Annotated in this window: 20 protein-coding genes and 1 pseudogene; 8 read left to right on the top strand and 13 right to left on the bottom strand. The window is 57.1% G+C overall.

What is annotated here, in order from left to right; genetic code table 11:
- Window positions 1-33: 33 nt before the first annotated feature.
- The 3 genes from ACR3E7_RS21725 to ACR3E7_RS21715 are packed head-to-tail and all read left to right on the top strand — an operon-like array spanning window position 34 to window position 4496.
- Complete coding sequence (locus ACR3E7_RS21725) at window positions 34-1287, top strand: hypothetical protein (protein WP_480503616.1); 1254 nt, start codon at window positions 34-36, stop codon at window positions 1285-1287.
- A gap of 45 nt (window positions 1288-1332) precedes the next feature.
- Complete coding sequence (locus ACR3E7_RS21720) at window positions 1333-3390, top strand: glycosyltransferase (RefSeq protein ID WP_480503617.1); 2058 nt, start codon at window positions 1333-1335, stop codon at window positions 3388-3390.
- A gap of 50 nt (window positions 3391-3440) precedes the next feature.
- Window positions 3441-4496, top strand: coding sequence for a hypothetical protein (locus tag ACR3E7_RS21715; RefSeq protein WP_480503618.1), 1056 nt, complete (start codon window positions 3441-3443; stop codon window positions 4494-4496).
- A gap of 27 nt (window positions 4497-4523) precedes the next feature.
- On the opposite strand, the gene ACR3E7_RS21710 is transcribed toward ACR3E7_RS21715, so the two are convergent.
- The 3 genes from ACR3E7_RS21710 to ACR3E7_RS21700 form a co-directional block, all read right to left on the bottom strand.
- Window positions 4524-5330, bottom strand: a complete 807-nt coding sequence (locus tag ACR3E7_RS21710; RefSeq protein WP_480503619.1) for a hypothetical protein — start codon at window positions 5328-5330, stop codon at window positions 4524-4526.
- Between the two features lie 31 nt (window positions 5331-5361).
- Entirely contained in the window at window positions 5362-6294 is a 933-nt protein-coding gene (locus tag ACR3E7_RS21705) for a class I SAM-dependent methyltransferase (protein ID WP_480503620.1), read from the bottom strand.
- Window positions 6295-6369: 75 nt separating this feature from the next.
- Window positions 6370-7444, bottom strand: a protein-coding gene (locus tag ACR3E7_RS21700) for an IS3 family transposase (RefSeq protein ID WP_480503826.1) whose coding sequence is annotated in 2 segments (ribosomal slippage) — window positions 6370-7240 and window positions 7239-7444 — 1077 coding nt in all. Because the reading frame shifts where the segments join, the coding sequence is not laid out codon by codon here.
- 123 nt (window positions 7445-7567) lie between these two features.
- Here ACR3E7_RS21700 and ACR3E7_RS21695 point away from each other — a divergent pair.
- Window positions 7568-7976: pseudogene (locus tag ACR3E7_RS21695) on the top strand (integrase core domain-containing protein); the annotation flags it as partial.
- A 710-nt stretch (window positions 7977-8686) separates the two neighbouring features.
- Here ACR3E7_RS21695 and ACR3E7_RS21690 read toward each other — a convergent pair.
- From ACR3E7_RS21690 to bioB, 8 genes are all read right to left on the bottom strand, one after another.
- Entirely contained in the window at window positions 8687-8863 is a 177-nt protein-coding gene (locus ACR3E7_RS21690; RefSeq protein WP_480503621.1) for a hypothetical protein, read from the bottom strand.
- Between the two features lie 709 nt (window positions 8864-9572).
- Window positions 9573-11456, bottom strand: a complete 1884-nt coding sequence (locus ACR3E7_RS21685; protein WP_480503622.1) for a DEAD/DEAH box helicase — start codon at window positions 11454-11456, stop codon at window positions 9573-9575.
- 471 nt (window positions 11457-11927) lie between these two features.
- Window positions 11928-12686 carry a methyltransferase domain-containing protein gene (locus ACR3E7_RS21680; protein WP_480503623.1) on the bottom strand — a complete coding sequence of 253 codons (759 nt, stop codon included), beginning with the start codon at window positions 12684-12686 and terminating at the stop codon, window positions 11928-11930.
- Window positions 12683-13297 carry a pimeloyl-ACP methyl esterase BioG family protein gene (locus ACR3E7_RS21675; protein WP_170789867.1) on the bottom strand — a complete coding sequence of 205 codons (615 nt, stop codon included), beginning with the start codon at window positions 13295-13297 and terminating at the stop codon, window positions 12683-12685. The genes ACR3E7_RS21680 and ACR3E7_RS21675 overlap by 4 nt, the downstream gene beginning before the upstream one ends.
- The gene (gene bioA / locus ACR3E7_RS21670; protein ID WP_480503624.1) at window positions 13294-14580 is read right to left on the bottom strand and encodes an adenosylmethionine--8-amino-7-oxononanoate transaminase; all 1287 of its coding nucleotides are present in this window, start codon (window positions 14578-14580) and stop codon (window positions 13294-13296) included. The genes ACR3E7_RS21675 and bioA overlap by 4 nt, the downstream gene beginning before the upstream one ends.
- A complete protein-coding gene (gene bioD / locus ACR3E7_RS21665) occupies window positions 14577-15197 on the bottom strand; it encodes a dethiobiotin synthase (protein WP_170789869.1) in 621 nt (206 codons plus the stop codon). The genes bioA and bioD overlap by 4 nt, the downstream gene beginning before the upstream one ends.
- Window positions 15194-16327, bottom strand: coding sequence for an 8-amino-7-oxononanoate synthase (locus ACR3E7_RS21660; RefSeq protein ID WP_480503625.1), 1134 nt, complete (start codon window positions 16325-16327; stop codon window positions 15194-15196). The genes bioD and ACR3E7_RS21660 overlap by 4 nt, the downstream gene beginning before the upstream one ends.
- A complete protein-coding gene (gene bioB, locus ACR3E7_RS21655) occupies window positions 16324-17304 on the bottom strand; it encodes a biotin synthase BioB (protein WP_170789871.1) in 981 nt (326 codons plus the stop codon). The genes ACR3E7_RS21660 and bioB overlap by 4 nt, the downstream gene beginning before the upstream one ends.
- A 313-nt stretch (window positions 17305-17617) precedes the next feature.
- On the opposite strand from bioB, the gene ACR3E7_RS21650 reads away from it, so the two are divergent.
- The 4 genes from ACR3E7_RS21650 (at window position 17618) to ACR3E7_RS21635 (ending at window position 20782) form a co-directional block, all read left to right on the top strand.
- Window positions 17618-18202 (top strand): cytochrome P460 family protein, encoded by a 585-nt coding sequence (locus ACR3E7_RS21650; RefSeq protein ID WP_480503626.1) that lies wholly within the window; start codon window positions 17618-17620, stop codon window positions 18200-18202.
- Window positions 18203-18297: 95 nt separating this feature from the next.
- Window positions 18298-18711 (top strand): pentapeptide repeat-containing protein, encoded by a 414-nt coding sequence (locus ACR3E7_RS21645; protein ID WP_480503627.1) that lies wholly within the window; start codon window positions 18298-18300, stop codon window positions 18709-18711.
- 10 nt (window positions 18712-18721) lie between these two features.
- Window positions 18722-19138, top strand: coding sequence for an MBL fold metallo-hydrolase (locus ACR3E7_RS21640; protein WP_480503628.1), 417 nt, complete (start codon window positions 18722-18724; stop codon window positions 19136-19138).
- Between the two features lie 138 nt (window positions 19139-19276).
- Window positions 19277-20782 (top strand): FAD-binding oxidoreductase, encoded by a 1506-nt coding sequence (locus tag ACR3E7_RS21635; protein ID WP_480503629.1) that lies wholly within the window; start codon window positions 19277-19279, stop codon window positions 20780-20782.
- Between the two features lie 46 nt (window positions 20783-20828).
- Here the strand turns inward: ACR3E7_RS21635 and ACR3E7_RS21630 are convergent, their stop codons facing one another.
- Entirely contained in the window at window positions 20829-21791 is a 963-nt protein-coding gene (locus ACR3E7_RS21630) for a TAXI family TRAP transporter solute-binding subunit (RefSeq protein WP_480503630.1), read from the bottom strand.
- Between the two features lie 38 nt (window positions 21792-21829).
- On the bottom strand, window positions 21830-22852 hold the full coding sequence (locus ACR3E7_RS21625; RefSeq protein ID WP_480503631.1) for a D-cysteine desulfhydrase family protein: 1023 nt from the start codon (window positions 22850-22852) through the stop codon (window positions 21830-21832).
- Window position 22853: the final 1 nt, after the last annotated feature.

The following is a 22853-nucleotide window of genomic DNA, read 5'->3' as shown; positions in this document are numbered from 1 at the left end:
TGCTACTACGTGACTAGCAAGCCGGATACTGCCATGAAATCCCGTGAATTACTCGATCAGGTGTACCGGCTGGTGCCGGAGCATGATCGCAAACGAAAAACCGTGATCGAAGCAGCACTGTTGAGACTTGCGTTAAAGGTGCCTGTTCTGTCGTCAAGGGCAAAGTACAGATTTGCGCGTTCGTTGGCGAAGCACCGAGTCGGTTTGCTGGTCTCATCCCTTCGAAATTTAAACGATCTTCCAAGGGAAAATTTGCTGGTCTCATCCCTTCGAAATTTAAACGATCTTCCAAGGGAAAATATGTCGAGCAGACTGGCTAAAGCCGGCGGCATTGACACATTTCAGGATGTAGCCGGGACGTCAACGGAAATTGAATTCCACGAAACCGATTTCGACATCAAAATCACACCGGTTCCGAAACGCATGCTGTGCCAGAGTTTGGACTTAGGCATCATGAGTGCCGAGTCCCGTCGCGCATGGCTCGCGAAACATCAAACAACTATACTCGACACGCTGTGGGCACGCCTTTCGGAGTATGAAGTACTATCACTGGACGTATTTGACACGTTTCTTTTGCGAGGCGGCGAATCTGAGGCAGCGCGCTTTCTGGAATTCTCCGACATGGTGCTGAATGAGCTAAAGGACTCGGAGTTTGCAACTCTGCTCAAAAACAGTTCGGCAGAAAGCCTGACGCTTGCTCGTGCGCGAGGAATGCAGCACACGTACCGCTTCAGACCGCAAAAGAAGGGGTGCAACGAGGGGTCGATTATCGAAGTTGCACAATTTGTTTCGGGCAGCCTTGGCGGAAACGAACTATTGACCGACCGTTTGCTCGACCTCGAAGTGCAATTTGAAGCCGGGAAGCTCTACCGCAACCCGGTACTCAGTCCGCTCATGCAACGTTTCAAAGAGGCAGGTAAAAAGGTCATTCTGATAAGTGACATGTATCTGCACGCAGATCACATTGAACGTATTAGCAAACTGGTCGACCCATCCGGTTTTGAAACTGTCGATAAACTCTACAGCAGCGCCGATACCATTCTGAACAAGCGCAGCGGAAAGCTGTTTGGCTTTGTGGAAAAGGACTTTGGTTTGCGGCCTGAAACAACGATACATGCAGGCGATTCACACCGATCCGACGTCGAACGCGCCAGAGAGGCTGGTTGGAACGCAATGTACTTCCCAATCTCTAGGCCGGAGATCGCCAGTCGGCAGGCGTCGCTGGTCGAGACAATTTCGCATTTTGATGAAAGAGGCATCGATGTACGTGACTGGGCCAAGGTTTAAATCTGGTCAGGCCAGTATCGACATAGACTAAAAGCGATGGATACTATGGCGGAAACCTCGAGTTTCACCGAATTGGACGATGAGAAGCGCTTCGTTTTTGGACGCGATGACTTGGGGCCGGTGATAGCAAGCTATCTCCAGCGGCTCTGGGAAACCTGCCATTATTTCGAACAGACGAAATCTGCGAAAATCCTGTTCTGTGCCCGGGCCGGCGTTCGTATCCGTCAGGCTCTGGAAGTTTACATGGGGCGTTTGGACCTTGAGGTTCCCGACGACTGGGAATTGTTCTGGGTGTCCAGAATGATGATTGCGAAGGGCATTTGGCGACAAGCCCCGAGCGCCAGCAGGGACACCTTCAACAAAGAATTTAAGTATACCAAACTGAAAGTAGCAGCGGACTGTATTCTTGGAGAAAAACCGTCTAAGGCAGCACTCTCCAAAGCATACACGACGACGCCGCCGGACTTTGGTTCGATAAAGCGCTCAACATCCAAGAAACTCGCATCTCTGAAATCTCATTTGGAAGACCAATCTTCGCTTTTTGAGGAAATGACGACCGATGTGCTTGACGGCAAAGACTGCGCGCTGCTGATCGATACAGGCTGGCTGGCGACGTCGCAACGGTTGCTGACCAAAGGCATTCCAGACATCGACTGGTGGGGCGCATACTTCGGTTTGTCAGCAATCGAGCAAGAGAACGAGCGACGCGAGCACTGGAACCAGGCAATCGGCCTGATGTTTACCTCAAACGCAGTGAATCGCGACGTTCCGGAAACTTCAATTCTTGAATGCCGTCACATTGTCGAAAGCCTCTTTGAGCCAAGAGCGCCAAGTATCGAGAGCTACTATCGCGCCAGTGACGGGTCGATTGTTGCCGAGGGAGCTGCTGAAAACCTTGCTGACCGTGACAGCGTGCCGGAAGACCCAATTTTTTGCGGCGTTCTAGAAGCTCTCGCAGAAGCCCCCAAAGATCCAGCCGAAGTCGCTGCAAATGCGCAATCCGCCTGGCACAGGTTGCAGAAGTTCATACTTTTGCCGACGCGGTCAGAGACCGAAATTTATCAGACTACGGAACGCAGTGTGGATTTTGGTAGAGATATGTCGGCAAAGGTTTTGCTGCCAAAAGACGAGCGCAGCTCGGACGAGCGGGTTCGAGATTCACTTTGGACCGCTGGGCAAATTGCTTTGGAAAACGAAGATGGCATGGCAGATGCTATTTTGCGAAAGCGCTTTGGCCTCCCACATGTGATGAAGCAAGAAAGAAAGATGCCAAGATTAATGCGGGCGGACCGACCGGCCGTTGCCGTCATTACACGCACAATGGATCGCCCAATGCTTTTACGCCGCGCACTACTTAGCGTGCACGATCAAACGTTTCGTGATTACGTACAGGTGGTTGTTTGTGACGGAGGCGACATAGAGTTTGTACGAGCAGCGATCAGAGATGCCAACATCGATCACAGTAAAGTTGTTTTGGTTGACAATATCGATAACCGAGGGATGGAAGCTGCGTCAAATATTGCCATCGCTGCGGCAGATTCAGAGTACATCGTTATCCACGACGACGACGATACATGGCACCCAGACTTTCTTGCAGAAACAGTGAGCTATTTGGATGCTGAAGAAGGCGCTCACTTCGGGGGTGTATTGACAAAGAGCATATATGTATCCGAGGAGATAACAGCCGAGGGGATCAAAGTACACGGGACGTGGTCTTATCGACCGGATCTTACCCCCCCAACGTTCCATCAAATAATGAAAATGAACACCTTTGCTCCGATTTCGTTCGTGTTTAGGCGCGCTTGTTTTGACTTAATAGGCCCATTTCGCGAAGACTATCCGGTCTTAGGTGACTGGGAATTCAACTTGAGGTTTCTTGAGAAGTTCGACATTGGGGTGATCGATAAGGAGTTGGCATTCTACCACCACCGCGATGTTGGCGATGTGGAATCTTTTGGCAATTCGGTGATAGCCGGACAGGACAAACATGCAAAGCAACTCTCGATCATGCGAAACGAGTTTTTTAGACGTGCAGAGCAAAGCGGCAAATCGATTGCTGCTGCAAGCGCGTTGAGCCTAACAGTAGATACCCATTTTCGATAAGGAGGAGAGATGCTCTTCTCATAAATCACTAGAACTGGTTCATTGTTTTTATGAAATTCTTTGTGCACATCGGCCTTCCCAAGGCAGCATCGACCGCCATTCAGGAATTCATCGTTACTCTGGACGGCAATCAAAAGTGGGCACCGGTCGGTGTTCAGGATCAGGGCAATCATCGATTGGCTGGTGCGGTTATGGCGCAGAATAATCTTGAATGGATTGAACCCTGCACTGTCGACCAAATTGAAAATGAGTTCTCTCAACTTTCGGAGGGTCGAACCTACCACCTTTCGTCCGAGGTGTTCTCTCATCCTAGATTTCTCGCCGCTGGGGGACCAGAATTCCTCAAAAACCTGCTACCGCGCGTGACATTTGTTTTGTCAGTGCGAGAACAGGTGTCGCTCATCAATTCGACCTACCTTCAAATTCTGAAGCGCGGCCTTTACAGTAAGTCACCCGAGACATTCGTACGGGAAGCTTCGTTATCCCAAAGCAGCGATGTGTTTGAAATCGCATCACGTTATGCCGATTCCGCACCAATCGAAGTCATTGATTGTCACCAAAACCGCGTCTTAGAGGATTATGCCCGCATTACAGGATGCGGCGTTGAAAGGATCAGTGCCCTCCAGCGTGATCGTCACAATGTGTCGGGGTCATTTCTTTCTGCAGCGGCCGTCAATCGCCTGATTTATCCTGCAAATCCGTTGGAGGATGGCCCGTGGGAGACCAACGATCTGGTTTCCCTGGCCGAAGAAATGTTCCCGGGCGAGAAAATGGCGCTGACGGATGAACTCGTAGAGCTGCTTCAAAACAGATACCGGGACGGCAACCAAGCATTCAAGGAGGCATTCGGAATCGATCTGAACGCACACATGGAAAAGGCGTCGGGTAGGAAAACACCGGTCGCGCAGGAGGAAGTTGATGGTGCAGCGCGGGCTCTGGCGGTACGGATCAACCGCGACCGCAGCCACCTTAACCTGCGGGTACAAAATCTAGAACGGGAACTTCAGACCCAGAACGATGTGGTGCAAAACAGTACGGCAGCGAAGAGCAAGAAACGCAAGGGCCTGAGAAGACTAAAGCGAAGGATATTAGGCAGCCGGACTTAACCCAGAGCCCCGCCGACGTGCAATGGGTCAGAACCCATAACCGGCGAGTTCATCTTCAACATACTTTTCCCACAGCTGAACGCGTTGGCGTGTCTCGTCGCTATCTTCGTCTATGCGATGCTCTTGCAAGCTTTCAAAAGCCCAGGATATCTCGGATACGTAATCCGCATTCTGCATTTTTTCGTGCCGGTCCTCTCGCACGAAAATCGTGGTTATATGTTTTGATTTCTGGATGTGTTCATCTGGCTTGTCTAAACTTCCTGCCACAAAGTCAAATCGCACAAAGCCCTGCGGTGGATGTTTCTCATACCAATAAGCGGGAAAGTCGAACTCAGTGTTGTCTATGATCAGAACTTCGTAATCCGAGAGGCGCCCAAGCCGATGGAACAGTATGTAGAGATGGCTGCGCAGCCCACCATCGATCACGAGAACCGTGGCGTCCTTCGGTGACGTCGCCGACTGCAAATACCTTTGTTCCAGGCGCCGAGCCGCTTCTTTTGTCAGTACACTCGGGTATTGGCCCCAAAATCCTTGCTGCGATTCCCGCCAGGTGGGTGACCAGTCCACCGGTATCACTTCCAGTTGCCAGGCGCGCATCGCAGCTGGCAGCCTAGCTAATTTTTCGAGCAGCAAGCTGGCCCAAGCGGGGGATGTTTCCAGTGTGTGTGTGAACTGTGCACGCGCGGTGAAGTAGAGACTGCTCCGTCCGCCTCCAATCTCAAAAACGCGATCTGATGGTAGGATATTGGCATCAAGCCAAGCCAGAGCATCGCTTGTTAGCCATGGCGTCGCCAAGTCAAGAAGCTTCTGGAAGTCTTGATCGTCGTCTCTCATGGTTTCAATTCCTCAGGCAATGCCGACTGGCCTAAACTTCGTCCACGTCTCTTCTCGGCATAACGATGAGCGTATCCTGATAAGACCGTGCCGATGGTTTTTCTGCCCAAGTGCCACGTTCCACGGCGACGATTTCCAAATCGTAATCTGCGACCATCTCACGCCACTTGTTCAGCGTGTATGCACCGAAAAAGTCTTGTCCTTCGTAGGCTTGATAATAGCCAGGAGCCTTTTGTTCCACGGCAGTATGATTGCCTGTCCGCGCGACATAATCCAAGAAGAACTTATCGATGATAAAACAAGTGATGTAAGCGCAACCGCCCGGCTTAAGTACACGCCGAAACTCCTTCAAATATGCGCGTGTATCTTCTTCGATCAAATGCGTAAAGACGGATATCGCGAAGGCTACGTCCAATGCGTTGTCTGGCAAAAAGTCCAGTTTGAAGTTGTTTTGCTTTGCGCCATCAAAATCGTCAAAATAGTAGTTGTTTGCAGCTGGCAAAAGGTGAAATTTGACGTTGTCCCGTCCCAGTATCCGCTTGCAGATTGCTATACCTTCGGGCCAAACATCGGCCCCCCAGTAGTTGCCGCCTTCGCCAATCAGCTTTGCAAATGGGAAAGCAAGACGTCCACAACCGCAGCCCAGATCGAATACACTACTGTCGGGTGTCAAGTCGAACCTAACATAAATCTCAGCGAAATGATCAGCCATGATATGCTTGAAATGATCAGCCGTGTCGCTGCCAATTTTGTTCTGTGCCCAAATCGGTGGCAGATCATCTTCAGTCAATCGGTGGCAGTATGTTTTTATTTCTGATAGCTTGGTATAGAAGTCGGCTTGTCTTTGTCGTTCAGCCTCCAAGCTTTTGATAAAATCCGATGGTTCTTGGCGGGTTGTTTCTTTCATTGCATATACCTTCACTCCGTTGATCTTGAGGAAGCCACTTTTTTTGAATGAATTCAAATGGAAATTCCTTTGCCTGACCTTCCCCTGCCACTAGGGCCGGTGTGATCTAGAATCCTCCGGTTGGGTTTGACCCTAAGGCGACAGCGTGGAGACCACAAGAGTCTCAAGCGCCGGCAAGTTGGTTTTCGTCAGGAGCTCCGTTGGGGATAGATATCCGAGCGCTGAATGCGGGCGCTTGGTGTTGTAGTGGCTGCGCCATCGTCCGATCTCTTCGCGGGCATGGCGAAGGGAGCGGAACCAGTGAAGGTTCAGACATTCGTCTCTGAACTTGCCATTGAAACTCTCCGCGAAGGCGTTTTGCAACGGTTTGCCTGGCTCCATTAATCGCAGGCGCACGCCGGTCCGCTCGGACCAATCGAACACTGCTTTGCTGGTGCCCTCGGATCCGTTGTCGAGGATAATCTCCTCTGGGAGGCCTCTGCGAAGGGCGAGATCATCAAGGAACCGTGCCAAGCGTGCCCAGGAGATCGATACATCGACAATCTGGCCCGGACAGTACTGGCTGTGGTCGTCGACGATGTTGAGCAGCCGAAACCTTCGAAATTCCGCAAATTGGACGCTGACAAAGTCCAGGGACCAGCGCTGCATTGCTCTTTCCGACATCTGCGGCGCGACGTGATCGCGCCTTGGCAGCTTGCGCCGTTTCTCGGTGCGCACCTGCAAGCTATGCTCGGTGTAAAGCCGATATGTGCGCTTTTGGTTCACGACCAGACCTTCCTGCCGAAGCATGGCATGCAGGCGCAGGTAGCCGTAGCGCCGATTCTCTGACGCCAGCTCTTGCGTGCTTTTGATCGCAGCCTCGTCGTCCTTGGGCGGCTGTCGGTATTGCTGCACCGACCGCGCAAGTCCAAAGATCCGGCGGGCGCGTGTCTCGCTGAACCCACACTCGGTCATCAGAAAGCTCACGGCTCGTCGCTTCGCCATGGGCTTACCAGTGTATTTGCAGCAGATTCTTTATCGCGGGCATATCCAGGATTTGGTCTGCAAGGATCCGCTTCAGTTTGGAGTTTTTAGCTTCAAGAGCCCGAAGCCGCTTTGCATCGCCAGCCTCCATTCCGCCGTACTTCTTGCGCCAACTGTAGAAAGTGGCCGAGCTGATACCATGACGCCGAAAAACGTCATCTGTTTTGGCACCCGCCCCGCTCATCTTCAGCACGCCGCTGATCTATCCGTCAGTGAAACGCTTCCGCTTCATGAATCTTCCTCCTGCGTCCATTAAAAGGTGAGAAATTCCGGTTCGCAATGGCTCGGATATCGGGGGGAAGGTCATGAGTCCTTGGCAATCCGGGTGAAGCGCAAACTGAACTCAACCGATGTGATCGAAGCCCTAACTGACCTGTTCAACTTGCGCGGACCACCTGCCTGCTTATGTGTGCAGCGACAACGGCCGCGAGTTCGTCGCTCAGACAGTCAGAGACTGGAAATCACCTGTCGGTGCCAGGACGGGCTACATCGAGCCGGGATCGCTTCGGGAGAACGGCTATGTCGAGAGCTTCAACGCGCGGTTTCGAGACGTGCCGTTGAACCGGGAAGCCTTCTACTCGCTCAGAGAAGAACAAAAAATCATCGCGGGCTGGCGGAAGCAATACTACACCGGACGTTCCGACAGTACATTGAGCTATCGGCCACCCGCACCGGAAACCATCGTTCCGATGGACCAGAGGCCAGTCATGCACTAACAATCACATCGGACCAGCCAGATCAGGCTAGCCACTGCGACAATCCTGATCCAACATCTCCAACCTCGGAAACATATCTTTCGAGCCTTTGATTTTGCCGGAGGGGAAGAGTTCTCAATTAAAGCGCCCGATCAAAAACAAAGAACATAAGAATGTTGGACAGGGTGGATAGGTTGGATCAGATAACAGCCTTACAGGGGGGACGTCCGACATTACCGCAGCAGGGCCACCGCCTTGGGAACGGGGTTTTGGATTTGGGCGGGGGAGTATCACACCAGAGAGGGCTGTTGGCGCACTTGGCTACGCGATGCAGCGCTGCGCCTCCGCTGCAGTTCCGGCAAGATTCGCTGCAACGTTGCGGTCTTCATAGGCGAACAAGCGCCACGATGCTTATTGCATCGCACATCATGGATGTGCGAAACTAAGCTACTGACAACAAGGACGTTCTTGAGCAGACCGTTGCTTACAAGTGTAGTGCTGTGCGTGTCAGCGACAGACAGTAGGCCGCCCAAGCACTGTCTTCGGGAGGCAGGGGTCGGAGGTTCGAATCCTCTCACTCCGACCAAAAAACAAGGCCCCTGAGGGGCCTTTGTTGTATATTAGACAGCAATCCGCGGTCCATTGAACCTGAGCGTTATTCGAACTCTAACGCACTGGCAGCTCTGCGCAGAATGTCAGGCTATGAATGTTCAACTCTAATGCAGCAAGCTTCAAACAGGCACAAAAACCGCGTAGTTCTCATCGATAACGTAGTCGACGCGTCTTTGATGTCCGGTTAACGGAGTTTGCAGCAATTCTACCGGGGGAGCAATAAGCGGCTTGGGAAAGTCTTCCTCCCTCAAGGTCTCGCCTTTGATTTCGGCCTCCTTCTTCGCTTTCTCAAGCATTTTGTCAGCGTATTCTAAACTCTGTTGAAGTAGTTGATCTGGATCACCGCGCTGAAAGTCATTTTGCTCAAATTAGGAGGTTGTTCTGTGTATACGGTCGAGACTTATTTCGTGCTTCAATCACGCGAAGAGGGATCAGTTCTTCTGACTCAGACGAGGTTCCTCGGGATGTCGGCCTACCACAAGCATATGGTCCCTGTAGGCAACCATAAGCGTACATTGCAACTGCAACGTCACAGTCATCCTGATCTAAAATCCAAGTTACAACATCGATGTAACCTTTGATGTCAGGATTTAGAGACCTAATCAATCCGATCCACAACCATTGGTCTCTCTGCCCCTCCAGGAAAGGTATCATATCCACCAATTCGACAAACACAGCATCATCGGGAGTTTCCCATCGGGCTTCGTAGAGTTCTGCTGCGGTAAATGGTCTAAATTTTAACGGGTTATACTTCATAACAAAAACTCGTGTCCAAGTAACACACAGAGCAGCCTTATCTGACTGATCCAATACGATTGCTAGTTCGTCATTGATAAATTTCCCAGACCCGCTCTCAATTGTTTTTTGCAAGTTGCCTAGAGCTTCAGCTAATTGTCCATCCCTATCGCCGCGCACAGGGAGAGTACGGCGCAGCAGACTGCGGCTGCCTCGGAACCGAGGCACGACCTCTGCAAAGGGGCTTCGCAGCGCGATTAACGCCCCAGTTTACGTCCGGCGTTTCGGAACCGCATTGCCGCCCTTGGCCGCAGCGGCCCGCGCGCGGTTCTTCTTGCTGTTGGGCTTGCCTTTTGGCGGCGGAGGACCTTTGGGGCGGCGATCCGGTGTCTTGCCTGCCCAGGCGTCCCCGGCCTTGCTGCGCTTAGGTTTGGGATCGGCTTTTCCCTTGTCCGCAGGTTTGGGTGTGTCCTTCTTCCGTGTCTTTGCCGGTTGCGGTTCGACCAGACGCTCCGGACGCTCAGTTTTTCCCCGTTTCTTGTCCTTCATCCCACGTTTGGGGCCCGGCTTTGCGGGTCGCGACAGGTCTGGGGCCGTGTCCAGTCGAACGATCTCTTTCGCTCCTTCGACCTTCATCTCGGGCCCAATGGCTTCGATAAAACCGGGCACGCTGCTTTCGCGGATTTCGATATAGGTCACATCGTCGGCAATGCGGATCGCGCCTATATCGGATTTCGTGATGTTCCCGGCCTTGCAGATCATCGGCAGAACATAGCGCGGCGAGGCGTGCTGATTGCGCCCCTCAGACAGGGAAAACCAAACGCTGGGACCAAAGGGAGCGCTGGGTTTGGCTGCCGCGTTGACCTCGCTCAGTTCTTCGGGCGCGGAATGTTGGCGCGTGTATTGGCGAACGTAAGCCGCGGCCAGCTGTTCTGACGAGAACCGCGCGACCAGTTGCTCGACCGAGGCGCGCTCGGTCTCGGGAACCTCGGACTGCCAGTCGTCGGACGCAAACATTCGTTGCAAGTCCTGCGCGTTGACCTCTTCAGCCGAGGGCGCAGACCCCCACTCGGCGGTGAGTTTGGCAAATTTCAAAAGGCGCTGTGCCTTTTTGAACGCCGCCGGGGGCACGATCAGCGCACTGACCCCTTTGCGGCCTGCCCGCCCGGTACGGCCCGAGCGGTGCAGCAGGGTTTCATGGCTGTTGGGCAGTTCGGCGTGAACAACCAGATCCAGGTTCGGCAGGTCGATCCCCCGCGCCGCGACATCGGTGGCCACACAAACACGGGCGCGGCCATCGCGCATCGCTTGCAGCGCGTTAGAGCGTTCGCTTTGCGTCAACTCACCCGACAGAGCGACAACCGGGAACCCCCGGTTGGACAAGCGTGCCGTCAAACGGCTGACCATGGCGCGTGTGTTGCAAAAGACGATGGCGTTCGGGGCTTCGTAATAGCGCAACACGTTGATGATCGCGTTCTCGCCATCGCGCGGCGCCACATTCAGTGCACGGTATTCGATATCCGCGTGCTGCGTGCGTTCGCTGACCGTGCTGACCCGTTCAGCATCCTGTTGATAGCGCGCCGCAAGGCTGACAATCGCGCGCGGCACCGTGGCCGAAAACAGCAGCGTCTGACGCGTCTCGGGCGTTTGTTCCAAAATGAACTCCAGATCCTCGCGGAAGCCCAGATCCAGCATCTCGTCAGCTTCGTCCAGCACCACCGCCCGCACATCAGTCAGATCGATCGAACCGCGCATGATATGATCGCGCAACCGGCCCGGCGTTGCGACAACGATATGCGCGCCTCGGGCCAAGGCGCGGCGTTCGTCGCGCATATCCATTCCGCCCACGCAAGAGGCAAGAAACGCCCCCGCATCAGCATAAAGCCACGCCAGCTCGCGCTTTACCTGCATCGCCAGCTCGCGCGTAGGTGCAATCACCAGCGCCAAAGGTGCTGCGGCCGCGTCAAAGACATCGCCCTCACCCAAAAGCGTCGGCGCGATGGCCAGCCCAAACCCGATGGTCTTACCCGAACCCGTTTGCGCGGAAACCAACAGGTCGCGCCCCTGCAATTCGGGCGCGGTCACGGCCTGCTGTACCGGGGTCAGCGTTTCATATCCTTTGCGCGTGAGCGCATCCTGCAATGTCTGTTTCATAGATCGGCTCGCTCTGGTGATGCTGTCACCCTCAGAGCGTCCAACACACGGATCATCGTCGAAGCGCCGCTCATAGCGAGAGACGACGGGGATGTATAGAGCGGAAATGAGGCACGCATACCTGCCGCGCGCAGGAAGCAAACCGACCAGAATGCCCTATCCCGTCTTGGGCAGACGGTCAGGAAAAGCTGGGCCGAAACCACCTGGCCCAGCCATTAGGCATCAGCTGCCACGATTGCGGAAGCTCTCTTCGAAGTCCTGAGTTTGATTTTCAGCGCTGCCGCCACTTGGGCCGCTGTCGCAGGCGGCGATGAGTAGCAAGCTGGCGGAGATGAGGACGGCTCTGATCATTTGGGGACCTTTGTGTTCGGAAGATTCAGGTGGAAACACGCGCGCCTGTCCTGCCTAGCACGGAGGCGCGTAACCAACGGGTCAATCCTGTGTGACAGTGCTGTGATCCCGGTCGATTGCTCAGATCGGCTTGCGGGCGATGATCCAGATCGGGTGATAGGTCAGCGGCACAGTGTCGCCGCAGCCATGGCGCGCGACATACGCGTCCGAGAACCGCCGCAAATCCGAGCGTGTCCAAACCCCGCGGGCACGGCCGTTCACCCCGGTGCTGCGCAAATGGCGCAACAGGTCGTGGGGTGAGGCGAACCGAATGGTCCGAATATCCTCGTCTGCCACCATCACTTCCAACTCATCGCAAATGGCCGCGCTCAGATCCTCGGGGCGACACAGGCCCGGCGCTTCGGCGGATGACCCGATCTGCGTCAACTCGTGAAACTGCCGTTGCCCAAAGCCCGAAACTGCCAGCCAACCACCGGGTGCCAGCGCACGCGAAATGCGTCGCATCAGGGCCGCCGGATCGTGCAACCACTGGATCATCGACGCCGAGCAGATCAGATCGGGCCGCTGCGGCCAAGCAATCCGTTCCGCATCGCCACATACAAACCGCGCCTTTGCAGCGGTCGCGGTTGCTGCGGCCTCGGGCGCAAGGTCATTGAGCGTCAGAGCCTGAAACCGGAACCTGGCCTGTAACTCATGGGTCAGATGTCCGGTACCGCAGCCCAACTCCAGCCCATGGTCAAACTGCGCAGGCGCGTCGTGGGCGTGCAACGCGTCGGCCAAGTCTGCGGCGATCTGCGCTTGCAGACCCGCCGCCGCATGATAGCTGCCAAAACTGCGGCTAAAACTGCGTTGTACCCGGTCTGTGATCAATGTGTTCATGCCAACCACTCTGCCCAGCTTTGACCCGCTCGAAACGGAACATGCGGGCCGTCAATGCGCCGAATGGTTGAGGTCTGCCACGCCGCCTCTTGCGCCTTGGTGGGGATGATCCGGTCTTGGTGCGGAATCCACACTCGGTCAAACCGACGCGCCAGAGCGGGGCCGCGCTGAAGGATCGCACGCAGTTCCGCTTGCGCCGCATGGATGTCAATCTGCGGTGCTGGTCCTTCGAACCCGGCGCGGCGGCAGAACTTGGCAAAGCTAGCCGCGCTCAGATTGTCGGCAGTGGCGTTGATCATGTCCGGCGCGATGCCTTTTTCCACATCCGCAGGAAACAAGGTGCCGCTGACCGCAACCAGACGATCCGGGTTGACCCCCGCCCCCTCTAACCAGTGCACAGCCGAGGCGACACCGAAGGAAAACGCCAGCACATCGAGCCGATCATAATCGGCCAGTTCGGGCAGTTCAGCATCAAGCTGGGTATAGTCGTCGACAAACAGGACGTCCCCGCCGCCCTCCAGCCCGGCAAACGGGGCGGGCCCCAGCGCCCAACCACCGAACACTAGTGTCAGGTTTTCAACACCAGAGCGGGACAGCCAAACCGCCTTCATGCCTCGCCCCGCGCCAGATTAACCATCGCCGCCGTCACCCGGCTCAACTCATCGCCCGAGATCACGAAAGGCGGCATACAATAGATATTGCGCGCGAAGGGCCGCAGCCAGACACCAGTTTCGGGTGCTTGCGCATGCGCGATCCGAGGGTCAACCGGTTGCTCCATCTCGATCACGCCGATTGCGCCCAGAACCCGTACATCAGCCACGCCCGGTATGTCGCACGCGGGCGCAAGCTCATGCTCCATCTGCTTGGCAATTGCGCTGACCTCATGATGCCAGTCACGCTGTTTCAGTTGGTCGAGGCTGGCGATGGCCGCCGCGCACGCCAGCGGGTTGGCCATATAGGTCGGCCCGTGCATCAACACGCTGGCCTCGCTTTCACCAATCCCGCGCGCAACGGCTTCGGTCGCAATTGTAGCGGCCAGAGTGATATGACCGCCGGTCAGCGCCTTGCCCACGCATAGGATATCCGACACCACATCCGCATGCTGCATGGCAAAAAGCTGACCCGTCCGCCCAAACCCGGTGGCGATCTCATCAAAGATCAGCAACACCCCATGGGCCGAACACAGCTCGCGCGCGCTTTTCAGCCAGGACGGGTGATAGAAATACATCCCGCCCGCACCCTGTACCACCGGCTCAAGGATCAACGCGGCGATCCGGTCGCCCTGACGGTCCAGCATCTCTTCCAGAGCGCCAAGCCCATTCAACGCCGGATCCTCCGGCCAGTCCTGTCCCAACGCCACAGAGGGCCGGGGCAGGAAATGCTGGATCGACATCGCCCCCCGGAACAGCCCATGCATTCCATTGACTGGATCGCAGACGCTCATCGCTTTCCATGTATCGCCGTGATACCCGCCCCGGATCGTGGCAAATTCTGTCCGGCCCGAATGACCCCTGGCCATCTGGTACTGCACAGCCATCTTCAACGCGACCTCGATCGCGACCGAGCCGCTGTCGCTGTAGAAAATCCGGTCCAATCCATCGGGCAGCATGTCGATCAGCCGCTTGCCCAGCTCAATCGCGGGCGTATGCGTCAAGCCGCCGAACATGACATGGGGCAAGTGATCCAACTGCGTCTGCATCGCTGCGATGATGGCCGGGTGACGATGGCCGTGCACCGCACACCACCAAGATGACATGGCGTCGATCATCTTACCGCCGTCCTCGCGCGTCAGCCAGACGCCCTCAGCCGAAGAGATCAGGTGCATAGGCCCCGGATCCAGCACGTTGGTATAAGGATGCCACAGGTGGCGCGCGTCAAAATCCAATGGGGTCAAAGCGCACCCCGTATCGTGGTCAGGTCCATCCCCGCCATCGCATCAGCCACAGAGGCACGCGTCACGGTGTTAAGAACCGGCAGCCGTCCCAGATGGCGCGTCTCGCACATCTCGACAATAGTCTGTTCGACATCCGGCTCGGCGTCTCCGATGAATGCCACGCCGACCACGTCGACACCCGCGCCGCGCAAGGCGCGCAAGGACAGCGCGGTGTGGTTGATTGTGCCCAAAGCCGTGCGCGCCGCCAGAACGACCGGCGCCTGCCAACGGGCAAACAGGTCCAGAAAGAAATGCTGCCGGGTCAGAGGCACCATCACGCCACCCGCCCCTTCCACAACCAACGGGCCGGGAACCTGAGGCAAAGTCAGTCGCTCAAGGTCGATCTCAACCCCCATATCCTCGGCCGACAGATGCGGCGAGGCGGGCAGGTTCAGCCGATACGCCTCGGGCAAGACCGGCGCGCCAGACAGGGCCTGCACGGTTTCGGTATCCGTCGCCTCTTCCAACCCGGACTGGACCGGCTTCCAATAGCTGGCCCCAAGGGCAGCGGCCAGCCCGGCGGACAGGACGGTCTTGCCCACACCGGTATCGGTGCCGGTGACGACCAGAGTGCTCATGCGGCCTCCTTCCGGTAGCGCGACAGTGTTTCGAACAAGGCGCTGATCTCGGATTTGGTGACATTCCCGGTGATCGAGATTCGCAAACGCGACGTGCCCTTCGGCACGGTCGGCGGGCGGATGCCGCGGATATCAAAACCTTGTTCCTGCAAGCGCGCCGCCATTGCCATGGTGCTGGCGTCATCACCCAGAATGACGGGGATAATCTGACTGGTCAGAGCTTGCGGCGCGATCCCAGCACTATGCGCCACCGAATGGGCATGCGCGATCCGGTCCTGCGCCTGCTGCGTCCAAATCGGGTCGTTGCTCAGCAGCTCAAGCGCGGCCCGCACGAGGCCTGCATTAAAGGGCGACGGGGCGGTGGCAAAAATGAACGGGCGCGTGCGATTTATCAAAGTGTCGATCATCACACGCGGACCGCAGATCAATCCGCCCGCAACACCTAGACCCTTGCCGCAGGTGTGCAAGGTCAGCACATCCGCGTCCAGCCCATGCGCCAGCCCCCGGCCCTGTGGACCAAAGACGCCCGTTGCGTGGGCCTCATCGACCACCAGCACCGCATCGTGGTCCCGCGCCAGCGTTGCGAAATCGACCAACGGGGCCAGATCGCCTTCCATCGAATAGACACTTTCGACCGCAACCCAAACTTGACCCGAACCACCCTTGGTGCGCCATTGCGTCAGAACCCGGCGCGCATCGGCCAAGTCATTATGAGCAAAGCCCCGTGTGTCGGCACGCCCGGTGCGCATCCCTTCGAACGCGCTGGCATGGACCAAAGCGTCATGCAGGATCAGATCCCCGGCGGCGGGGAGGCTGGAAAAGATGGCCTGATTGGCCTGAAACCCGCCACCCATGAACAGCGCGGCCTCGGCCCCAAAAAAACTGGCAGCGAACTGCTCCAAAGCCTCGTGCTCGGGATGGTTGCCACGCAACAGGCGCGACCCGCCCGACCCCAACGGCACCCCGCGCGACAGCGCGTGCTGCGCGGACTCGGCCAATTCGGGTGACTGAGCCAGCCCCAGATAGTCGTTCGACGCGAAATCCAACCCCCGGCGCGGTGACAACACCCGCCGACGATGCCGGTTGTCCAGCACCTCAAGCATCGAGGACAAGCGCGCCGTAACCGTCATTCGGCCGCGTCAGCCCGGCTGTCCTGCGCCGCGACCTCGGCCTGAAGCCCCAGCTTGGCAAAAAGAACCGCGTCGGTGTCTTCCTCAGGGTTTTCCGCCGTCAGCAGCGTTTCGCCCACAAAGATCGAGTTCGCACCGGCAAAGAAACACATCGCCTGCAGCTCATCGCTCATGTCGCTGCGCCCGGCAGACAGGCGGACATAGGATTGCGGCATCATGATCCGCGCCACAGCGATCACCCGCACAAAGTCAATCGGATCAATCGGCTTGGCATCGGCCAGCGGTGTATCCTGCTGCGGCATAAGCATGTTGATCGGAACCGAATCCGGCGCAGGCGCCATGTTGGCCAGCGTCACCAGCATGTCCATGCGGTCCTGAACGCCCTCGCCCATGCCCAGAATGCCACCTGAACACACCTTGATCCCCGCCTCTTGCACCCGGTTCATCGTGTCGATCCGGTCGGCAAAGGTCCGGGTGGTGATCACTTCGGAATAATAACGCTCGGACGTGTCGATATTGTGGTTGTAGTAATCCAGCCCCGCATCACGCAGTTGCACCACCTGCGTGTCACTCAGCATGCCAAGCGTCATGCAGGATTCCATCCCCATGTCGCGCACGCCTTCGACCATGGCAACCAGCGCAGCCATGTCGCGGTCTTTGGGCTCGCGCCACGCGGCCCCCATGCAGAACCGGGTCGCGCCGCCCTCTTTCGCCTTACGGGCCTCGGACAGAACCCGCTCGACCTCGATCAGTTTCGAGGCCGACAGCTTGGACCCATTGCGCGCCGATTGCGAGCAATAGGCGCAGTCCTCGGCGCAGCCTCCGGTCTTGATCGACAGCAGTTTCGAGGTCTGGACCTTATTGGGATCGAAATTGGCGCGATGCACTGTCTGGGCGCGAAACAGAAGATCCATCAGCGGCAGATCATACAGCGCCTGAGCCGCGTCACGTGTCCACGAGTTTGGTTGGGTCTGCATTTTATCTATAATCTTTCGTGTAACCCGAGATTTCGGTCATTTTTTATCGATAAATTTTGTGGTTGCAATATTTTTCACTCAAACCAAGTCAGGGCAAATGGACGCGGGCATCGTAAAAATGCGAGCGCCCAATATGCGCACGGGCAGTCAAATCACCGATGTTTTTGCTGATAAGCTCGTGAGGCTGAACGATCTGCACCTTTTTCCGAATGATACGCAATTTGACGCCGGGCCGGCTTGGATAGGCTGGTGTCACATAAACCCGCCCCAAATTTCCGGGCGACGTAGATTTCCAAGCAAGAGGACATCAGCCATGAGAGTATTGAAAATCCTAACATTGGGCGCAGCGATGGGTGTTGCAGCGCTTGGGATCAGTCAGTTCAGCACATCGGTCAACGCGCAAGTGTCCGACGACTGGCAGCCTCAATGGACCGAGGATGGTCAACTGGTTCTACCGACAGGCTACAGGGAATGGGTGTTCCTGGGCTCACCCCTGACGCCGAACGCACTAAACGGCGGGCAGGCCGGGTTCCCGGAATACCACAATGTTTACATGCATCCGACGGCCTATGCTCAGTACAAGGAAACCGGGGAATTTCCCGAAGGCACTATCTTGTTGAAAGAGCTGCAACTGACCCAACCCGGCGAGGAAGCGGACGGATCGCGGCTTGAGGTGTCGGGACAGGGTTATTTCCCGGCCGGGTTCAACGGCATCGACATCGCGGTCAAGGATTCCTCGCGCTTTGCGGAAAGTAACAACTGGGGCTATTTCAACTTTGGCCACTATGCCGAAACCGCCGCCTCCGCCCCAATCGAGGCCTGCGCCTCGTGCCATATCGTCAATGCGGACGAGGATATGGTTTTCACCCGCTTTTACGCGATCCTCAGCGCGAACTAAGCGGATCGACCTCTGAATGCCATCGCGTCAGGTCGGCGCGGTGGCCAATAGGTGGCCAAAACATTCGCACCCCAAAAACCTCTCTGGACTTTCACGTGTCACATAAGCTCATTCTCGTCGCCTGTTTTGCCGCCTGCCCCGCTCTGGCGCAGATGGGCGCTGTCGTCGATCACTGCGATGCCGAACCAGCGCCGCGAGTGGATTGGCACGGCTGTGATTTTGCGCATCAGGATTTCTCGGGCTTGGATCTCAGCCACGCCAACCTCAGCGGCGCAAAACTGACTGCAGCCAAGCTGCGCGGGACCAACCTGTCCCATGCCGATCTGACCGGCACCATCCTGATTGGCGCGGATTTGCAACAAGTCAATTTCGCGGGCGCGGACCTGCGCGGGGCCTTCATGACCAAAGCCCAATTGGGGGGCAACAATTTCGAAGGCACCAGATTTGACGGGGCCTATTTCAACGACGCGCGACAATGCGCCGTTGGGTCCGTTGGCAGTTGCAAGTAAACAGCCCGCCATGATCTCGCGCCGTCAATGGATGCGGGTTGCGGGCTGTGCCATGATGTCGTTACTGGCCCGTCCGGCGCAGGCCGATGAGCCGCAACTCGACCGTCACCCGGCCCCAGAGGCCGGCTTTTTCGCCAATGCCTATCTGATCGAAGGCCCTCAGAGCTGTGTGTTGGTCGACGCACATCTGAACCTGAGCGAGGCGCAGGATCTGGCGCGTCTGGTCCGCGAAACCGGCAAACCTTTGACCCATATCGTGATCACGCACCCGCATCCCGACCACTATCTGGGCCTGCAATTTCTGGGGCCACAGTTTCCACAAGCAATTGTCGCAAGCGCAGCACAGTCTTTGACATTCATTGAAACCGCGGCCTTGGACTGGCCCAACAGGGGATGGCCAAATCCGAGCGGATTGCTGGCATGTTGACCCGCTACCCCGATCACGTCTTCCCTTTGGCTCTGCATAACAGCATCCTTGCCAGCTGATCCTGACGCTATGGCAAAAGGCAAACGCGCAGGGACCGATAATGGTTTACTTGCGAGGCGGATGTGACAAAGGTCCGACATGACACCATCAGCCCCAACAGATTCGCACGACCAGGCCACAACTCATTCATATCTGTCTGCGCTTAGGGCGACGCTGGGCGAAGCCGCCGTCCTGACCGGTTCAGATATTTCCGAGACCTACACCCGAGACTGGACCCGAGACCGGCACGGACAATGCCTGGCCGTTGTCAAACCCGCCACTTCAGCCGAGGTGTCGCAGGTCTGTGCCCTCAGCCACGCCACAGGCATCGGTATCATCCCACAAGGGGGGCATACCGGTCTGGTCGGAGGCGCGCAGCGCAATCGGGGCGATTGCATTCTGATTTCCACCCAACGCATGACCGCAATCGAAGAGATCGACGCCGACGGCATGACATGCACGGTGCAGGCGGGCGCCGTCCTTGAAACAGTGCAAACGACCCTAGGCGAGCAGGGTTTCCAGTTCGGTGTTGCCATCGGCTCTCAGGGCAGCGCTCAGATCGGGGGGCTGATATCCACGAATGCGGGCGGAGTGAATGTCCTGCGCCACGGCATGATGGGTGCTCAGGTTCTGGGGTTGGAAATGGTGCTGCCCCAAGGGCAGATCCTGTCGTCGATCACAGGATTGCACAAAGACAACCGGGGGCCGGACCCGTTGCGGCTTGCTATCGGCGCCGAAGGGGTATTTGGCGTGGTCACCCGTGCCTGCCTGCGCATTCTTCCCCGCCAGACACATAGCGCCACCGCATATGCCGGCTGCGCCTCGATGCAGGGCGCGCTGGATCTGCTGCGGCATATTCGCAGCAACGGGCACGAGGTCCTGTCGGCCTTTGAAGTGATGTCCCAAAGCTGTATGCCATTGGCCCAATCCGTTGACCCCTCGATGATCCTGCCGGTCGATGCGCCCGTCCATGTGCTGATCGCGTTTTCATCCGCGATGGACCTACCGCTGCAAGACCATCTGGAGGCACTTCTGGCCTCAGCATTTGAGCAAGGGGTGGTGCAGGACGCCGTCATCGCTCAATCGCAATCTCAGGCCGCCCGGTTCTGGTCCATCCGCGAAGGCCTGGTCGAAGGACAGATCAAGCGCGGCTACCACGTGCGCAGCGATGTGTCGGTTCGCTTGGGGCATGTGCCCCAAGCCGCGGTCGCGCTCGAAACCATGCTGGCTGAGGAGTTTCCGGGCTGGATACCGCAGACCTACGGCCATTTGGGCGACGGCAACCTTCACTTTAATGCCCTACCCCCGGAGTCCAAGTCCGAGGAAGAGGCGCGCGCCGTCGGAAAGACCATCGAAGCGCGCATATTCGACATTGTCACAGAGCTCGGCGGCTCATTTTCAGCAGAGCACGGAATTGGCCGCACCAAGGCCGGGTGGTTCCGAAAAACTCTTCCTGCACGTCATGATCTGTTGGCTCAGTTGAAATTCACGCTCGACCCTAAAGGCATCATGAACCCTGGATGCCTTCTCGTCGAAAACCTGACGCATCCGCCCGACCGGGAAGATCCTAAAACAACCGGCGCAGGCAGTCCTGCAACAAGGTGAGGCCCTCTTGGGCCTCACCTGAGATAAGCACGCGATTGCGCTTTCGTTATTTCAACAGACCCTGCTCGCGGTAATATTTGAGTGCTCCGGGATGAATGGGCGCGGACAGGCCCGCTGAAACCATTTCTTCTTTGGTCAGATTTGCGAATGCCGGGTGGAACGTACGGAAATCGTCGAAATTCTCAAAGATCGACGACACCAGCGCATAGACCGCCTCGTCCGAGACCTTGGCCGAGGTCACAAGCGTCGCACCGACCCCGAACGTGTCCACATCCCCGTCGGTGCCGCGATACATGCCTCCGGGAATGGTCGCTGCCCGGTAATAGGCGTTGTTGTCGATCAACCCGGTCACGGCGTCACCGGTCACCGGAACCAGTTTGGCATCGCAGGTCGTCGCGGCTTCGGTCAGGTTGCCGGACGGGTGGCCCGCAGTGATGATGAACGCGTCAATCTGGTTGTCGCACAGGGCGCTGGACTGTTCCGCCGATTTTAGCTCGGCCGCCAGTGCAAACGTATCCTTTGTCCACCCTTTGGCGTCCATCAGCACCTCCATCGTGCCGCGCTGGCCCGATCCCGGATTGCCGATATTAACCCGCTTGCCTGCCAGATCATCGAAATGCTCAATCCCGGAATCGGCGCGAACCATCACGTTGAACGGCTTGGCATGGACCGAGAATACCGCGCGCAACTCTTCGAATGGCCCGGCCTCTTCAAATTTTGAGGTGCCGTTCAACGCGTGGAACTGCCAGTCGGACTGGGCCACGCCAAATTCCAGTTCGCCCTCGCGGATCGTATTGATGTTATAGACCGAGCCACCGGTGGATTCGACCGTGCAACGCACCCCGGTTTCCTTGCGATTCTTGTTCATCAGACGGCAGATTGAGCCACCGGTCGGATAGTACACACCGGTCACGCCGCCAGTTCCAATGGTCACGAACTCTTCGGCCAAAGCGGCCACGGTGCCAAGCGCAAGCGTCAGGGTCGACGCCAAAATCAGTTTCTTATTCATAATTTCCTCCCTTTGAGATTGTCTTGAGTGTCGTTTGGTCAGGTTGGTTCAAGCTGGTCCTGATAGCCGAACAGCGCGGGCAAACCGCCCGTGTGCAGCATCACGACCTTCTGGCCCTTGCGGATCGCGCCGCTGTCCAGAAGCCCCAAAAGCCCTGCAAAGGTCTTGGCGGTGTAGACCGGGTCCAGAAATATGCCTTCGGTCTGGGCCATAAGCTCCAATGCCGTGCGGGTCCGGTCCCCAATTTGACCATAGCCGGGGGCAAGCGCACCGTCCCAGACGTGGATGTCTTCCTTCACCAAAGCCGGGTCAAAACCCATCAACGCTGCCAGCTTGCCAAGAACTTTCTCCATCCGGGCCTTCTGCTGGGTTTGGTCACGGCGGACGCAGATGCCGTAGACTTGCGCGCCATGACCTGACAGGCGCAGCCCGGTCAGGAACCCTCCATGGGTCGCGCCACTGCCGGAAGGCACCACCGCCACATCAAATTCCGCCATCTGATCGGCCAGCTCCGCGCCGCCCTGCACATAGCCCAAGGCCCCCAGCGGTGGGTGATCGACGCCAAGATGAATGACATAAGGTGTTCGCCCTTCGGCCCTCAGGCGCGCGGCGCGATCGTGCAACGCATTGTCCGCTCCGACCTCGTCCTCGCCCACCGGAAAGTGCATATGCTCGGCCCCCAGAATCTGCGCCAGCAGAACATTGCCCGAGCGGTAATAGGCCGGCCCCATCCCCGGTACGCGTTCTTCCAGTTGCAGCACCGACGTCATACCCAACCGCGCCGCAGCGGCGGCGGCAGTGCGCACAAAATTGGACTGCACCGCGCCCGTGATCAAAACCGTGTCAGCCTTCTGATGCAGGGCTTCGCCAAAGTAGAATTCAAGCTGCCGGGTCTTGTTGCCGCCAAAACTCAACCCGGTCAGGTCGTCGCGCTTTAACCACAGGTCGATGCCCAACCGGTCCGACATCCGGTTCAGCCGCTCGACCGGAGTGACCTCGGTCATCAACCGGACGCGGGGAAATTCGGTCAGTTTTCGGTCAATCTGCATGTGCATGGTCATC

The organism is Ruegeria sp. BK1 (assembly GCF_056535645.1).
The sequence above is the reverse complement of the archived record's forward strand: the minus strand, read 5'-3'. Positions and strand labels throughout refer to the sequence as shown.

Coding starts and splice junctions, on each gene's coding strand:
- ACR3E7_RS21715 (WP_480503618.1), top strand. CDS start 3,441: ATGAAATTCTTTGTGCACATCGGCCTTCCCAAGGCAGCATCGACCGCC.
- ACR3E7_RS21725 (WP_480503616.1), top strand. CDS start 34: ATGAAATCCCGTGAATTACTCGATCAGGTGTACCGGCTGGTGCCGGAG.
- ACR3E7_RS21650 (WP_480503626.1), top strand. CDS start 17,618: ATGAGAGTATTGAAAATCCTAACATTGGGCGCAGCGATGGGTGTTGCA.
- bioD (WP_170789869.1), bottom strand. CDS start 15,197: ATGAGCACTCTGGTCGTCACCGGCACCGATACCGGTGTGGGCAAGACC.
- ACR3E7_RS21710 (WP_480503619.1), bottom strand. CDS start 5,330: ATGAGAGACGACGATCAAGACTTCCAGAAGCTTCTTGACTTGGCGACG.
- ACR3E7_RS21685 (WP_480503622.1), bottom strand. CDS start 11,456: ATGAAACAGACATTGCAGGATGCGCTCACGCGCAAAGGATATGAAACG.
- ACR3E7_RS21680 (WP_480503623.1), bottom strand. CDS start 12,686: ATGAACACATTGATCACAGACCGGGTACAACGCAGTTTTAGCCGCAGT.
- bioB (WP_170789871.1), bottom strand. CDS start 17,304: ATGCAGACCCAACCAAACTCGTGGACACGTGACGCGGCTCAGGCGCTG.
- ACR3E7_RS21630 (WP_480503630.1), bottom strand. CDS start 21,791: ATGAATAAGAAACTGATTTTGGCGTCGACCCTGACGCTTGCGCTTGGC.
- ACR3E7_RS21625 (WP_480503631.1), bottom strand. CDS start 22,852: ATGACCATGCACATGCAGATTGACCGAAAACTGACCGAATTTCCCCGC.
- ACR3E7_RS21675 (WP_170789867.1), bottom strand. CDS start 13,297: ATGAAGGCGGTTTGGCTGTCCCGCTCTGGTGTTGAAAACCTGACACTA.
- ACR3E7_RS21660 (WP_480503625.1), bottom strand. CDS start 16,327: ATGACGGTTACGGCGCGCTTGTCCTCGATGCTTGAGGTGCTGGACAAC.
- ACR3E7_RS21690 (WP_480503621.1), bottom strand. CDS start 8,863: ATGCTTGAGAAAGCGAAGAAGGAGGCCGAAATCAAAGGCGAGACCTTG.
- ACR3E7_RS21640 (WP_480503628.1), top strand. CDS start 18,722: ATGATCTCGCGCCGTCAATGGATGCGGGTTGCGGGCTGTGCCATGATG.
- ACR3E7_RS21720 (WP_480503617.1), top strand. CDS start 1,333: ATGGCGGAAACCTCGAGTTTCACCGAATTGGACGATGAGAAGCGCTTC.
- ACR3E7_RS21635 (WP_480503629.1), top strand. CDS start 19,277: ATGACACCATCAGCCCCAACAGATTCGCACGACCAGGCCACAACTCAT.